Source organism: Lawsonibacter sp. JLR.KK007 (genome assembly GCF_036941135.1).
Taxonomy (GTDB): domain Bacteria; phylum Bacillota; class Clostridia; order Oscillospirales; family Oscillospiraceae; genus Lawsonibacter.
Window position 1 is genome coordinate 95,100 of the sequence record NZ_JAYWSY010000002.1, and the last position, 14,532, is coordinate 109,631.

Below are 14,532 nucleotides of genomic sequence, written 5' to 3' on the forward strand. Positions count from 1 at the left end.
ATTACCTATCGCTATCAGGGATAACAATGCGCAGAGCAGGAAAAATCGTAAAAGTTGCCTTCCCCCCCTCCCTCAGCACTCCAGTTTTCTCTGCCTGAAACAGCTCCACCCCGTCAGCGCCGCGCCTATAATCAGCAGAACTGCAATACAGATCGCTTCCGCTCCCTTTGGCACAAAGAACTCCGCGTAATCCCAGGCGGGGCGGAAGAAAAACGCGCCGCCCACCACCCAGACGGCAAAGAACCCGCCCATGACCACCAACAGCGGGAAGGCTTTCAGCAGCATGGACACATAGCTGTCGCTGAACCGGGACAGGAACAGGGTCACAGCGCCAACCACCAGCCCCAGGGCCAGCACCATCCCGGTCAGAACGGCCAGATACTGCCCATAGGTCCAGTTGAACCAGGGCGTTCCGCCGCCCCAGACGGTGTTGCCCAGAGGACAGTCCTTCAGCGCAAGAGGACCCTGCGCCAAGAACGGAATGGCATAAACCGTCACATTGATCGCACTCAGCAGCAATACGGAGACCAGCCCCGCCGCCAACTGGGTATGCAGAACCTTTCTCCCCCGGCGGCTGGACCACTGGAGGGGTCTCGTCCGCCGCAGCCGGTCCCGCACCAGAGTGGGCGACAGCAACAGAATGACACTTATGGCCGTCCATTGGGCCAGATACTTGAGATAGAATTCGGTGGAATCCATCACCGACCCGCTCAGGAGGCTTCTGGGCCAGCTGTTCACCACCAGCATTTGCTCCCGCTCCTTTGCGGTGTAGGACTCGAAATAGTCGTGCTGCCGGAGGTAGTCCCTGGGGTCGTCATAGCGCTCCAACATCTGCTGTATCGCGCTGATCGTATCGCAGTTGGTCCCATCTCGAATATCCCACGTCAACCGGGCATGTTTTTCGGTCTGGCCGGCGGTACGAAAGCTGGTATAGTCTGTAATGCCTGCCGCCGCAGCCTCGGGAATCCCCTCCAGCTGTCGGTTAAATTTGGTAATTTCCTCCTCTAAACGGCTGTCCAGCTCTGCCCGCTCCTCCGGTTCCAGGGTGGGTCCATACTGCGCCACCCACTCCACCGCCAGCTCGAACTCAGCTCGGGCAAAGGGACCGTTGGAAAAATGTTCGATATAAAAGCTGGGGAACATGTAATAATAGATCAGCCCCAGCAGAACGATACCCGCCAAAATACCGGGCCGCCAGATCTTTTTCAGCTCCTGCCAAAATAAACTCATGTTAATACGTCCTTTCTCCCAAAGCGCCGCAATGCCAGCGCAGTCCCCGCGCCGCAAATTGCCAGGCTCAGTCCTGTGCCCATGCTCTCCTGCCAGGGGACAAATGCGTTCAGGCCCAGCTCGGTAAACCAGCCGTTGACATACAGCCAGACGCTGACCGGCTGGAAGGTCAGCAGAGCGTAGCCCATCCAAAGCCCCGCCTGGGCGCAGAGGGCCTGTGTCGCCGCGCCGCCGCACAGCAGCAGGGCCAACACCAGGGCGGACAGGTAGACATTCTGTATCAACGTCCCGCAGACCGCCGCCAATAGAGCGAATACCACCGTCAGCAGTCCGCCCAGCCCTACCACCGACACAAGGTAACCCCCTGCGGTAAAGTCCATCCAAGTGAAAAACGGGCGTGGGTAAAACAGATCAATGATGTAGTTGAACTGGCTGGATACGCTGCCGCTCCAGACGCCGCTCCAATCCCAGAACAGCAGAAACACCCCCAGCGTGACCGCCGCCAGCAGCAGATAGATTGCCAGCGCCCAGGCGATCCCGGCCAGCACTTTCCAGCGGCACAGCCTGCGCCCGGTGCGGGAGGCGTACACCCCCGCCGCCGTCCGCTGCTGGTTCTCATAGCCCAGCAGGAACAGCATGGACAGCATCCCCAGCACCGCCCCCTCGGTGAGGACGGCCCGCATCAGCACACCATAGAGAAACTGGTGGACGTTGTGGGTGACCGGTCCGCCGTACCAGTCCATGGCCGCTCCTGTCTCCGACAGGTGAGCGACCCGCTCCGCCAGCTGTTCATATTTGCGCTCCATCAAAGCCGCCGCTGTATGGGAGCTTTTGACATAACCGTTGTAAAAGCCTGAGAGAGATTTCAGGTCGTAGTCTGCATAAATGTCCGTCATATCCTCCGTAGCGGACAGCAGATAGTCCCGGTACTCCGACTGGGGCCGTAACCGCAGGCCGTCCAAAAAACCGCTGTCTACACGCTGGCCCAGCTCCTTGGTCATGGAGGCGGCTTCGTTCCACTCCCACCGCCAGCGGTCCCCGCCGCCAATGAGCAGGCAGTTAAAGGCCAGACACAAAACCAGCACGCCCCAGAGGGCGGGCAGGCGGGCCAGCTTGCTCCACTCATACCACAGCAGCCTCATACCTGCCCCTCCCGGTAGACGGCAAGGAACGCGTCCTCCAGGCTGGGCGTCACCGGTGCGGCTCCCTGGGGCGGGGTGTCACAGAAGATACGCAGGACAGTCCCCTGTTCCCCCTGCCGCTCGCTGAGGAGAAACTGATTTTCTTCCAAGACAGTCCCTGCCGGAACCTCGAACACTCGCCCCTTCATCGTTCCGCGGATGCCCGCCGGGCTGTCACAGCAGAACAGCTTGTGATCCCGGAGCATGACGATCTGCCCAGCGATGGTCTCAATATCGGAGACAATGTGGGTGGAGAGGATGACGATCCGGTCCTCCGCCAGGGAGTGAATCAGATTGCGGAACCGAACCCGCTCACGGGGGTCCAGGCCGGCGGTGGGCTCGTCCAGAATCAGCAGCCGGGGGTCGTTGAGCATGGCCTGGGCGATGCCCACCCGCTGCCGCATCCCGCCGGATAACTGCCGCATTTTCTTGTGTTCCGCGTCAGACAGTCCCACCAGCTCCAGCAGTTCGCTGATCCGCTGGTCGGCCTCTTTCCGGGGGATACACTGGAGGGCGGCGACGTAGCGCAGAAACTGCCGGGGGGTGTAGCCAGGGTAGTAGCCAAACTCCTGGGGCAGATAGCCCAGCAGCCCCCGGTACTCTTCGTCCAGAGCATGGATGTCCTCCCCCTCCCACAAAATCTGCCCGGAGGTGGGAAACAGCAGGGTGGTGAGCATTTTGATGAGGGTGGTCTTACCCGCCCCGTTGGGGGCCAGTAGACCGTAAACCCCGGCGGTGAATTGCAGGGAGATATCCTCCAGGGCAGTAAAACTTCCGTAGCGCTTGGTGACGTGTTCAACTGTAAGCATAAAAACGGCCTCCTCGGTTGGGATAGCGGAGCATCCGCTCCAGTGTCAGAGCGCAGTAGGCCAGCCCGGCGGCGGCCAGGAAGAACAGAACCAGTACGGGAACCCGGAGCAGAAGCTCCCCGCCCCGCTCCCAAACCAGCAGAAGCAGTCCGGTTACACCCCACACGGCGGGCGGAACCACAATCCCCCGGCGAAGCCTCAGACAGAACAGGGTCAGGGCAGCGTAGAGAAACAGGCTGGAGAAGGACAGGCCCAGCATCCAGGGCAGGGACCAGCTCCGCCCGGAGGTCAGCCACAGCAGGATGTTGGCGGGAACGCACACAATCACCGCTAAACCGCCAAATACCAGCATTCGCAGAGCCAGAAGGGTACAGGCCGAGAGCTTGCAGCTCCGCCGCCACTCCGCGACGCCGCTTGCCGTGTCCTTCCAGGCGGTCAGCAGATGGAGGGCGGCGTACAGGGCGGGAGAGAACAGAACCAGCAGCGGGGCCACGGAATCAAAGCGGGCGATTACCGCGCCTGGAATCAGACACAGCAGCGCCGCCAGCACAGGGAGAAACAGGCAGTCCTCCACCCCGAAAAACACCACAGACAGGGGGACGCTCCGCCGCTTGGCTCTCTGCTCTGCCCCGCTCAGCTCCACAATGCGCCGGATGGCCGCCTGCCGCTCCTCGCCTGTGGGCATGGGAATTTTTTCATCCATCTGGATCAAACTCCTCTCTGATCCGCCCCAAAAGGCGGTAGTATTGACTTTTCACCGCCGGCTCCGACTGGCCCAGGGCGGCGGCGATCTCTTCGAAGCTCCGCTCCCCGTAGAGCCTTAGCCGAAACACGGCTTGAAGCGAGGGAGACACCCCGGATACATAGCCCTCGATCCGCTCCAGCAGCTCCCGGTCATGGATTCGGGAGACAAAGTCCTCCGGAACAGGCAGTTCGATTTCCTCCAACGGCGCGGTCACGGGCCGGGACTGGCGGCGGGCGTCGATGACCTTGTTGGCGGCGATACGGTAAAGCCAGGTACGGAAAGCGGCCTTCTTCGAGTCATAGGAAGGCAGCGCCCGGAGGACCGCAAGGAAGATGCTCTGGGTCAGGTCCATGGCGTCCTCCTTTTGCCCGGTCTGGCGGTAGACAAAAACGTAGATTTCGTCGTAATACCGTTCCACCAGCCGCTCCGCCGCCGGACGGGAGCCGCCGCGCTGGATGTCCCGTATCCACTTGCTCTCCTGCTCCATGGCCTCACCGCCTTTCCCTATTGATATATTCGTATGACAGAGTAACATCGTTGCAGGAAAAAGAAAAATTCGCGCAGCTGATTGCGCCTTATCTGTCTTGCAGGGCGCAGGTGGGACTGATGGAATCAAATATTAGAGCCGTATCTGCTTTCCTGCAGATACGGCTCTAACCGTACTACGCTTTCACATCAATACCGGCGACCCAGCCACCGCCTAGGTTGCTCTGAAATCCTATCCAAGCTTGGCAGCCACACTTTGGAAATCGTATTTTGAAACGGTTCATAGATGCAAGCTCATTTGTTCTTTTGCATCAAGAAGGGCCTGTTTCGCGGCCTCCAGCGGTATGCTGAAACGGAACTCAAACCATTCTAGGCTGTCCCATTTTGGTCGGGCACCTCAAAAAAGGAGTGTGAGACGTCGTCCCTCCGCATGAACAGGAGGCCGAAGGAGCCAGGACCGCAGTTGCTGGCAATGGCAGAAGACGCTTTTTGCAGGTAGACCCGTTCAAATGTACAATATTGCTGCACTAAGGTTTTGATGTACTGGAGCTTCTCCTTATCCAGCCCGGCATATGTGATAAACAGAATGCGGCGGTCAATATTCCTCGTTTCCTGCAGCGTTTTCCTGATATACCGTTTGGCCATATGTGAAAAGCTGCCCATTTCCACACGCCTGACTACCATTTTACTCTTTTTCAGCATAAGCACCGGATGCAGCAGAAGCGCATCACAGAGAACCTGTATCCTCTTGGAGATCAGCCCGGAGCTGCACATCATATGGGTCGTGTCTATGATAAACGCGGAAGAAATGAACCGCCGCATTCGCTTCACGGACTCCACGATCTCCTCCTTTGCCGCGTGATGCTCCGCCATGTGGGCCGCGCACAATACCAGCAGGCCCATGCTGCTGGAGAGATGCCCCGAGTCGACCACCGTAACATTTTCAAAGGATTTTGCCGCCTCAAGAGCGTTTTGATATCCTTTGCTGACGTGCTTTGCCATAGCAATGTGAATGACATTTTGCGCTTCCGTCAGCTTCTGGGCAAAAAACCGTTCGTAATCCTCCACCTCGGGCGGCTGAGAAACGCCCTTACGGCCCTCTGTAATATGCATCAGCAATTCATCCGTCCCAATCTCCTGGTCATCCAGGAACCGCCCTTCATCTGTGCAGACATAGTAGGGACATACCGAAATGTCGTATTCATTCAAGAAGGATACCGGCAGATCACACACACTGTCTGTTGTCACCAGCACCGAACGCCTTTGCGCCTGCTCGAAGATCAGAATATCCTTTTCAATATCCGTCTGCCTGACATTTTCATTCAGGTACACCAGCTCTTTAGGAAGAATACTCAGCACAGCCGCCTCCAGCAGCGCACCGCTGACCGGCTTGGCCAGATATCCGCTGAACCCCTCTTTCCGGTAGAGAAGCTGGTTGTCGCTGCCCGCGTTGGCGGTCAAAGCAACCACCGGGACATTCTGACATAATCCCGTTGGCTGTGCCCGCAGCGCGTGGAGGCATTCGATCCCATCCATTTCCGGCATCAAATGATCCATCAGGATGCAGTCGTAGTGGTAGTTTTGGGTCAGGCTTAAGCATTCGGCGCCGCTGGAGGCTGTATCGATCTGAATCTTGGTCTCTGCAAGCAGTTTTTTGACCACCAGCAGATTCATATCGTTATCGTCCACCACAAGAATATGGGCATCCGGCGCCTCAAAGCTCTGCTGGTAAGTTTCGCTCTCGTGTACCTTCGTGCGGGAGGCAAGGGTAAACGTTCCCAGCTCCCTGTCGTCCACGATGTCCTGCTCCAGCATGACCACAAATGTGGAGCCTATTGTATAGACGCTGTTCACGCTGATCTCGCCGCCCATCAGCTCCACCAGTTGGTGGACGATGCTCAGCCCCAGCCCGGTCCCCTCGATATAACGGTTCCGCTCTTCATCGACCCGCCGGAACGCGTTAAAAATATAAGGGATGTTCTCTTTTTTTACGCCCTGCCCGGTATCCTGCACGGAGTACCAGACACGCACCCGGTTAATCGCCTGTCGCTCGCACCGGACAGAGAGGGTCACAGATCCTTCGCTGGTATACTTCACCGCGTTGTTCAGCAGGTTGATTAAAATCTGCTTGATGCGGACCTCGTCCCCGCAGAGCATACTTGGGATGGATGAGTCCACCTGGAGCTTGAACTCCAGCCCTTTTTCCTTTGCCTTGATCCATATCATATTGACGATCTCGGAAAAGAGAGCGCCTGTCTCATAGGAGACGTTGACGATTTCCATCTTCCCCGATTTGATCTTGGAGATGTCCAGGATGTCATTGATCAGCGAGAGCAGCAGTTTGCTGGCCCCTTGGATATTCCTGGCGTTCTCCGCCACCTCCTCGGACGTGTTCTCCCGCAAAATGATCTCGTTCAGGCCAATGATCGTGTTGATGGGCGTGCGAATCTCATGGCTCATGCTGGAGAAGAAGTGATTTTCCGCGCGGTTCAACTCCTCGATCTCTTTTTTCTGCTTCTGGGTGAGGGCGTTCTCCTCTTCATACATCCTGTTCAGGAACATGAGCAGGACACAGGTCAGCAGGCCGACCATGATCACAGAGAACGCAGAGTCGAAAAAGGCGTGATGCTGCTCGTTTCGAGCGACCAGCTCCGGGTGATAATACGCCAGGCCGTAGCAAAACAGGGTTTCCAGCGTACAGAGCACAAAAAACGTATTCCTACGCCGCCCCTGCAGGGTAATGCAGACATAGACAAAGCAAAAGACAAACCATTCCGGCACTCCGCTGTAAAACCCTCCCGCTGTAAAAAAGCAGACCGGAAAAAGCGTTAGAAGCAGTATCGCGATAATCGTGGCCCCTGTATGAACACATTTCTTTCGAATGCTGAATTTGACAATCAGCGCCATCGCGGCCAGGTAAGCCACCATGATAAGAATGTTCCACAGCGTTCGGCCCATGGGCATGGTAAATACCAGCGCAATCATGCAGATACCCGTGACAAGGCGGAACATACGCTCATACAGGCTGATCCTGTGATCGGTGATGATTTCAAACCATTTTTTTATCACGCGGTTTCCCACCCTCAAATCGTAATATTTTCAGGAAAAGAAAAAGCTACAGCCCAGTAATTTGCGCGCAGAGTTCTTCATGCGCGCTCAGCAGCGCATGGTGATGGGCCTGGATAAAGTCAACATCGCCCCGCTTTCCCGCCAGCTCCAGCTCCTTTGCCTGTGCGGAAAGCGCCTCCGCGCCGATGGTCAGCGACGTGCTCTTCAGCGCGTGGACCTTGATCGCATAGTCCGCCCAGTTGGCGCTTTCATATAACGCGGCGATCTCCGTCCGCTTTTCCTCGCCCTGGGCGCTGAAAAGCCGAAGCATTTCCCGATAAAAATCCTCGTCCCCGGCACAATAATCCAGTCCCATGTCCACGTTGATGCCGGACTGAGCAAGCCGGTCATAGGGGATCGCGGAGACATCTGTCTGGTGTGCTGGAGGCTCAGCCGGCCCGGCCTGCTCCGGGCTGTCCGCCGGGACGCTCCGCGCGGGTTCCGGAAGTTCTTCCGCAGGCATTTCCCCCTTTGCGGGCGTTACGCTGTATTGGATGCAGCTCTTGGGCAAAACCTTCCGCAGCACCCGCTCCAGAACCATCCGTTCGATTGGTTTGGGGACAAATTCAGTGAATCCCTCGTTGCGGAACATTTCCCGCGCGCCGCTGACGGTATTGGCGGTCAGGGCGATCACTGGCAGGTCCTGGTACATTCCGTTCCGAAGCTCCCGAATTCTCTTCAGCGTCTCCACGCCGTCAAAGCCGGGCATCATATGATCCAGAAAGATGATGTCGTAGGCGGTGGTTCCGCACTGGGCGATGGCCTCTTTTCCGCTGAGGCAGGTGTCTACCTCGATTCCATAGTTTCCCAAAACTCCCTTTGCGACCATGAGGTTCATCTCTTCATCATCCACCGCCAAGGCCCGGACTCCAACGCAGGTAAAGGGCTTCCGGCCTGCAGCCTGGTCCTCCGCGAACCCGCGTTCCCCCATCTCGCCGTTCAGCAGGTTCGCCACGGAAAGGGCGGAAAAGGGCTTATGTATCACAAGCAGACGGCTTTCAGCGCTCAGCGTGAAATCCCTCTCTGCGATCACGATAACACGGAGGGTATTTGTCAGCTCCTCGTAATACTCCCGGTTCTCATCATACTCCGACTGGGCAATGAACACATGGGTCAGCTCGTGGCTGCGCCGCAATTTGAGCAGAGCCTCAAAATTATGCGCCTGGTATCCTTGGATACCAAGCCCATGGATCAGATTATAGATCAGCCCGTCGTAATATCCCCGGACCTCATCACAGACATATCGTTCCGGCCTGAAGTAGCAGGCTATACACAGCTGTTCCGGGTGATTGAGCACGATGCATGGCCGCTCATCCACAACCCCCTGGGGAATCACAATATGGGCGGACAGTCCCTGCCGCTCCTCGCTGTTGAAATGGATAAAACCGCCCATGGCGGTCAAAATTCCCTGCGCGATGGGGAGGCCAAGTCCGAGCCCTCCCGCCAGACGGCTGCTCCCGGTATCCGCCTGATAAAAGACATTATACATCTGTGTCAGCTGAGAATCGGTCATGCCGATGCCGGTGTCACAGATGTCAATGACCAGATTGGCGCCGTAATTCTCCCGGCGGTGCTTGATCCGGATATTCACGCCGCCCTCTTCCGTAAACTTGATGGAATTTTCTACCAGGATTTTGAGCACATGGGAAATCTTTTCCGCATCGCCGACCAGGGTTGCCGGCACATTGGGGTCGATATCAAACACCAACTCCAAATGCTGCCGGTTGGTTTGCAGCGCCACCGTTGTGATCACATCGTTCAGCACCGAGGTGATCATATATTCTTTTGTGGCCGGGGTCAGCGTACCTTCCAAGATCTCCGTATAGTCCAGCATATTGTTAATCTGGTTGGACAGGCGCTTTCCCGCCAGCTTGATGGATGACATATCCGAGCGGATGTCCGGGGGAAGCTCCTTCGCCAGGGCTACCTCGCTGATGCCGATCACCATATTGATCGGCGTGCGAAGCTCATGGGATACATTGGATAGAAAGACGGCGTTTTGCTTCCCCGTCGTCTCCAGCTCTTCAAATACATGCTCATACCACTTCCGCTGCATATTCCGCCGGTTGACCCAGTACCGCGCCAGCGCAGTTCCTCCAAGGGTCACAACAGCGCCAAGCCCGATGCGCACGATGTCCCGGAAGCCCATTTGAGGCGAGATGGTATGAAGGATCAAACCGTGGTACAGCAGCGCCAGCACATACAGGACGGCTATCCCATGCAAGATCCACTTTTTATTCAGCATGAACAGCGCAAGGATCAGGATACAGGCCATGGCTGGTATATCATAAAGGCTGGATTCATGTACGCTGAAGAAAAAGAATTCGGCCAGCATCACTCCCGCGCACAGATTTTCGTAAAACGTATCCGCCCCAAGCTTTGTAATGTGCAAAATCCACACGCTGCAGCATCCTGCTGCTACCGGCAGAATCATCCAGTATTCCCATGACATGACCAATGTGACAAAATTCAAGATACCGCTAAGTACCGTAATAATAACCGCCAGCAGAAGGTGCCTGCTTGTCTGTTCCTCCGGTCTCATCGCGCCTCAAACTCCTGGGAGATCCGTTTCAGCAGCTCCTGGGGACGGTAGGGTTTTTTAAGATAGTTCACCGCGCCCAGCTTGATGGCGCTGACCACATCCTCCTCCAGCCCCGATGCAGTCAAAAAGATCACGGGGATCTCGGGGGCAAAACCCTTCATGCGCTCAAAGGTCTCAATACCGTTCATCTCCGGCATATCAATGTCCAGAAGTACCATGTCTACCTTCGTGTCCCTCAACCTCATCAGCGCATCCATCCCTGATTCCGCCGTGAGTACGTCATATTCCTTCCCAAGGATGATCTGTGTCCTGGCCAAATTCATATTGTCGTCATCGACAACTAAAATACTCTTTTTCATGTGGCTACCTCCAGCTTTTATTATTGCGAAGTCGCATGAAGCGATACGTAGTTCATTTTAATTAGAAACCGCGAAAAAGTCAAGCCTCTGTTTTCGCTGGCCAGGGCAGCTGGCGAACCCGAAATGAAACACATCTTTCACAATGTCTTGTTGGAAATGGAGCCTCAAAATCCGGCAAAGTACACAACAGCCCCCAGGTGTAAAGCCGCACATTTCGGATTGAATTCTCTATGGCGTCATGCTAGTATAAAGTGGACTGGAAATGCATTTGCTGGCTATGGTATATCCTGGAGAGGAATGCGTCTCGTTCCCCACACCAAACTTCAGAAGAGAGGAAGATGATACATGAAGTCGATCAAATCAAAAATACAAGTCAGTATGCTGTCGGTGGTGCTGATCGGCTCCGTGCTGATTGGTGTAATTACAGCCCTGCTCAACGCCGCCGGAATCGATGATGTGATGACAAAAACCCTGGGCCCCGCTACACAAATGGCCGCGAACGCGGTGGAATGGAGGATGGGGAACTACTGGACAGCGCTTCAGTAGGCCGCCGCCTCTGATATGTTCCGCAGCTCCGATCCCATGGACCAGGAGCTGGTGTCTGTCCGGGATGAAATTGCCCAGCGAAATGGGTTTCTGTACACGGGAAAAATGGATGCCAGCGGCTTTTCCTCCACAGGCTACAGCTACGCAGAGGAAGATTATTTCCAGCAGTGTAAGGCCACTATATATAGATTCAGGCTGGGCATCTGCGCCCGCCGGCCAAATACGATGTAACTTTGGCCAGTCTAGCCTAGCCAGAACGGAATCGGGCAAAAACTTTGTTTTCCGAAAAATCAGGCTGCAACCAAAGAAAAACACCGTTTTAGCGACGATAGCCAAAGCAAAAGGGACATCCTTTCGGATGTCCCTTTGTGGTGCGCGAGGCGGGAGTCGAACCCGCACGCCCTTGCGAGCACTGGCACCTGAAGCCAGCGAGTCTACCAATTCCACCACTCGCGCGTGTGGCACTCGCTCAGTGCAAGAGAGATAATACCACATTCTCTTCCAGCTGTCAACACTTTTTGAGAATTTTTTCATTTCTTTTTTGCAGCCCTCTCCCGCAGGGGCCAGCGCAGTTTGAACCGAACCGCTCTTGACAGCGGCCGGGGCGTTCTGCTATACTGGACGGGCGGCAGGAAGCCGCAGACGGGCCAGAAGGCTCCAGGCACCCACAAAATCAAAACAAGAACCCATTCGTCCGGCGCAGAAGGCCGGGTGCTGCCAGAAGGCATACCGTACCGGTATGCCTTTTTCGTATTTTAAGGAGGGACCGGCTGTGACACTGGACGCTTTTTTTCAAACAAACCCCCGGACGGCGCTGGCTTTTTCCGGCGGGGTGGATTCCGCCTATCTGCTGTGGGCGGGGGTCCAGGCAGGGACGGAGGTGCAGCCCTATTTTGTCAAAACCCCCTTCCAGCCCCAGTTTGAGCTGGAGGACGCCCGCCGCCTGTGCGGGCAAGCAGGCGTGGAGCTGGTGGTCCTGGACTACGACATCCTCTCCGATGGGACCGTGGCCGCCAACCCGCCCGACCGGTGCTACCACTGCAAGAAACGTCTGTTTTCCCTGTTAAAGGAGCGGGCGGCCTTCGATGGCTTTTCCCTGCTGCTGGACGGCACCAACGCCTCGGACGACGCTGGGGACCGCCCCGGCATGCGGGCCCTGCGGGAGCTGGAGGTCCACTCCCCTCTGCGGGAGTGCGGGCTGACCAAGGAGCGCATCCGGGTCCTGTCCCGGCAGGCGGGGCTGTTCACCTGGGACAAGCCCTCCTACGCCTGCCTGGCCACCCGGGTCCCCACCGGGCGGACCATCACCCCGGAAGACCTGGAGCGCGTCGAAACGGGGGAGGCGGCCCTGGCCGCCCTGGGCTTCCGGGACTTCCGCCTGCGGCTGGCGGCGGAGGGGTGCAGGCTCCAGCTTGTAGAGGAGCAGTTTTCCCTGCTTCCGGAGCGGCGGGCGGAGCTTCTGTCCGCCCTGGAACCCCTGTTTTCCCAGATCACCCTGGACCTGCGCCCCAGGGCCCCTATCGACTAAGGAGGTATCTATGGACAACCGGCACGACATGTTACAGCTCCTGCGCCAGGTGGCGGAGGGGACCATCCCCCCGGAGGAGGCCCTGCTCCAGCTGAAGCAGGAGCCCTTCCAGGACCTGGGCTACGCCAAGGTGGACCTTCACCGGGGAATCCGCCAGGGGGCGGCGGAGGTCATTTACGGCGCGGGCAAGACCCCGGAGCAGATCGCCGGCATCGCCGCCGCTATGGGCGCGCGGGGGTGCAAAAACGTTCTCATCACCCGGCTGAGCCCGGAGGCGGCGGAGCAGGTGGGACAGTCCGTCCCCCTGGCCTACCGCCCCCTTCCCCGGCTGGCCGTCGCGTTCCCCGGGGAGCGGCGGGAGCTGGGCAGCATCGTGGTGGCCACCGGCGGCACCAGCGACATGCCCGTGGCCGAGGAGGCCGCCCTCACCGCTGAGGTGCTGGGCAACCGGGTCACCCGGCTGTACGACGTGGGTGTGGCAGGACTGCACAGGCTGCTGGCCAATCTGGAACCGCTGATGTCCGCCCGGTGCGTCATTGCCGTGGCCGGGATGGAGGGGGCGCTGGCCTCGGTCATCGGCGGACTGGTGGACTGCCCCGTCATTGCCGTACCTACCAGCGTGGGCTACGGGGCCAGCTTCGGCGGACTGTCCGCCCTGCTGGCCATGCTGAATTCCTGCGCCTCCGGGTGCAGCGTGGTCAATATCGACAACGGCTTCGGGGCCGGGTATCTGGCCAGCAGGATCAATCAAATGGAGGGTTTACAATGAAGACGCTTTATCTGGAATGCAAGATGGGGGCGGCAGGGGATATGCTCATGGCCGCGCTGTACGAGCTGCTGGACCAGGACCAGCGGGAGGAATTTCTCCGCACCATGAACCACCTGGGCCTGCCCGGGGTGGAGGTGGCCCCTGTCCCCGCCAAAACCGGCGGCATCGCGGGCACTCACATGCAGGTGACGGTCCACGGCCGCGAGGAGCACGAGCATGACCACCACCATGACCACGAGCACGGTCACGACCATGAGCACCATCACGACCACCATCACCACCACGCTACACCGGGGCACATTGCGGAACTCATCGACGGGCTGCCCCTGCCCCAGGCGGTGAAGGACCAGGCCCGCAGCGTCTACGCCGCCATCGCCCAGGCAGAGGCCCAGGCCCACGGCTGCGCAGTGGGGGACGTCCACTACCACGAAGTGGGGGCGCTGGACGCGGTGGCCGACGTGACCGGGGTGTGCTATGCCCTCCACCTGCTGGACGTGGACTGTGTGACCGCCTCCCCCGTCCACGTGGGCAGCGGGACGGTGCGCTGCGCCCACGGGATCATGCCCGTCCCCGCTCCCGCCACCGCCGCCCTGCTGAAGGGAGTGCCCATCTACGGCGGAGCCATTCAGGGGGAGCTGTGCACCCCCACTGGGGCCGCCCTGCTGAAGACCTTTGTCCAGTCCTTCGGCCCCATGGGGGAGATGGAGGTGGAGAAGATCGGCTATGGCATCGGGACCAAGGAGTTTGAGCAGGCCAACTGCGTCCGGGCCTTTTTGGGGGAGGAGGAGCCCCAAAACTGCGGCGATATTCTGGAGCTGGTGTGCAACATCGACGACATGTCCCCCGAGGCCCTGGCCTTCGCGTGTGCCCGGCTGCTGGAGGGGGGCGCGCTGGACGTGTACACCACCCCCGGCACCATGAAGAAGGGACGGCCCGGCTGGGTACTCACCGTGCTGTGCAAGCCCGACCATGAGCAGGAGCTGGTCTGTCAGATTTTTCTCCACACCACCACCAACGGCCTGCGCTCCCGCCTGCCGCAGAAGCTGTACCTCAAGCCCGACATCCGGCAGGTCCAAACCCAGTGGGGGCCGGTGGGGGTGAAAATCGCCAAGGGCTTCGGCGTCACCCATGCCAAACCGGAGTTCGAGGACGTGGCCGCCCTGGCCCGGGAGAACGGCCTGCCCTACCAGACCGTATTTCAGGCCGCCCTGCGGCAGCTGGAGGGCTGA

13 protein-coding genes and 1 tRNA gene are annotated in these 14,532 nt (G+C 58.3%); 5 read left to right on the top strand and 9 right to left on the bottom strand.

The window, feature by feature from the left end; genetic code table 11:
- Positions 1-72: 72 nt before the first annotated feature.
- From VV088_RS10150 to VV088_RS10175, 6 genes are all read right to left on the bottom strand, one after another.
- On the bottom strand, positions 73-1,230 hold the full coding sequence (locus VV088_RS10150; protein WP_334600566.1) for a hypothetical protein: 1,158 nt from the start codon (positions 1,228-1,230) through the stop codon (positions 73-75).
- Positions 1,227-2,372, bottom strand: a complete 1,146-nt coding sequence (locus VV088_RS10155; RefSeq protein WP_334600567.1) for a hypothetical protein — start codon at positions 2,370-2,372, stop codon at positions 1,227-1,229. Before VV088_RS10155 ends, VV088_RS10150 begins: the two co-directional genes overlap by 4 nt.
- Complete coding sequence (locus VV088_RS10160) at positions 2,369-3,220, bottom strand: ABC transporter ATP-binding protein (protein WP_334600568.1); 852 nt, start codon at positions 3,218-3,220, stop codon at positions 2,369-2,371. The genes VV088_RS10155 and VV088_RS10160 overlap by 4 nt, the downstream gene beginning before the upstream one ends.
- Positions 3,207-3,923: a hypothetical protein gene (locus VV088_RS10165; RefSeq protein ID WP_334600569.1), complete on the bottom strand. Its 717-nt coding sequence runs from the start codon at positions 3,921-3,923 to the stop codon at positions 3,207-3,209. Before VV088_RS10165 ends, VV088_RS10160 begins: the two co-directional genes overlap by 14 nt.
- Positions 3,916-4,452: an RNA polymerase sigma factor gene (locus tag VV088_RS10170; protein ID WP_334600570.1), complete on the bottom strand. Its 537-nt coding sequence runs from the start codon at positions 4,450-4,452 to the stop codon at positions 3,916-3,918. Before VV088_RS10170 ends, VV088_RS10165 begins: the two co-directional genes overlap by 8 nt.
- A gap of 368 nt (positions 4,453-4,820) precedes the next feature.
- Positions 4,821-7,157, bottom strand: a complete 2,337-nt coding sequence (locus VV088_RS10175) for a DegV family protein (RefSeq protein WP_334600571.1) — start codon at positions 7,155-7,157, stop codon at positions 4,821-4,823.
- Positions 7,158-7,313: 156 nt separating this feature from the next.
- On the opposite strand from VV088_RS10175, the gene VV088_RS10180 reads away from it, so the two are divergent.
- The gene (locus VV088_RS10180; protein WP_334600572.1) at positions 7,314-7,580 is read left to right on the top strand and encodes a hypothetical protein; all 267 of its coding nucleotides are present in this window, start codon (positions 7,314-7,316) and stop codon (positions 7,578-7,580) included.
- Here VV088_RS10180 and VV088_RS10185 read toward each other — a convergent pair.
- Together VV088_RS10185 and VV088_RS10190 are read right to left on the bottom strand one after the other, a co-directional pair.
- Positions 7,567-10,101: a hybrid sensor histidine kinase/response regulator gene (locus tag VV088_RS10185; protein WP_334600573.1), complete on the bottom strand. Its 2,535-nt coding sequence runs from the start codon at positions 10,099-10,101 to the stop codon at positions 7,567-7,569. The two genes, VV088_RS10180 and VV088_RS10185, sit on opposite strands and share 14 nt — an antisense overlap.
- Complete coding sequence (locus tag VV088_RS10190) at positions 10,098-10,460, bottom strand: response regulator (RefSeq protein WP_334600574.1); 363 nt, start codon at positions 10,458-10,460, stop codon at positions 10,098-10,100. Before VV088_RS10190 ends, VV088_RS10185 begins: the two co-directional genes overlap by 4 nt.
- A 345-nt stretch (positions 10,461-10,805) precedes the next feature.
- Between VV088_RS10190 and VV088_RS10195 the strand changes: the two genes are divergently transcribed.
- Entirely contained in the window at positions 10,806-11,006 is a 201-nt protein-coding gene (locus VV088_RS10195; protein ID WP_334600575.1) for a hypothetical protein, read from the top strand.
- 369 nt (positions 11,007-11,375) lie between these two features.
- Here VV088_RS10195 and VV088_RS10200 read toward each other — a convergent pair.
- Positions 11,376-11,462: transfer RNA gene (locus VV088_RS10200), tRNA-Leu, on the bottom strand.
- Between the two features lie 316 nt (positions 11,463-11,778).
- Here VV088_RS10200 and larE point away from each other — a divergent pair.
- From larE to larC, 3 genes are read left to right on the top strand one after another with little or no spacing between them, the layout of a single operon-like run.
- Positions 11,779-12,534, top strand: a complete 756-nt coding sequence (larE, locus tag VV088_RS10205; RefSeq protein ID WP_334600576.1) for an ATP-dependent sacrificial sulfur transferase LarE — start codon at positions 11,779-11,781, stop codon at positions 12,532-12,534.
- A gap of 10 nt (positions 12,535-12,544) precedes the next feature.
- Positions 12,545-13,303, top strand: a complete 759-nt coding sequence (gene larB, locus VV088_RS10210) for a nickel pincer cofactor biosynthesis protein LarB (protein WP_334600577.1) — start codon at positions 12,545-12,547, stop codon at positions 13,301-13,303.
- A complete protein-coding gene (gene larC / locus VV088_RS10215; RefSeq protein WP_334600578.1) occupies positions 13,300-14,532 on the top strand; it encodes a nickel pincer cofactor biosynthesis protein LarC in 1,233 nt (410 codons plus the stop codon). The genes larB and larC overlap by 4 nt, the downstream gene beginning before the upstream one ends.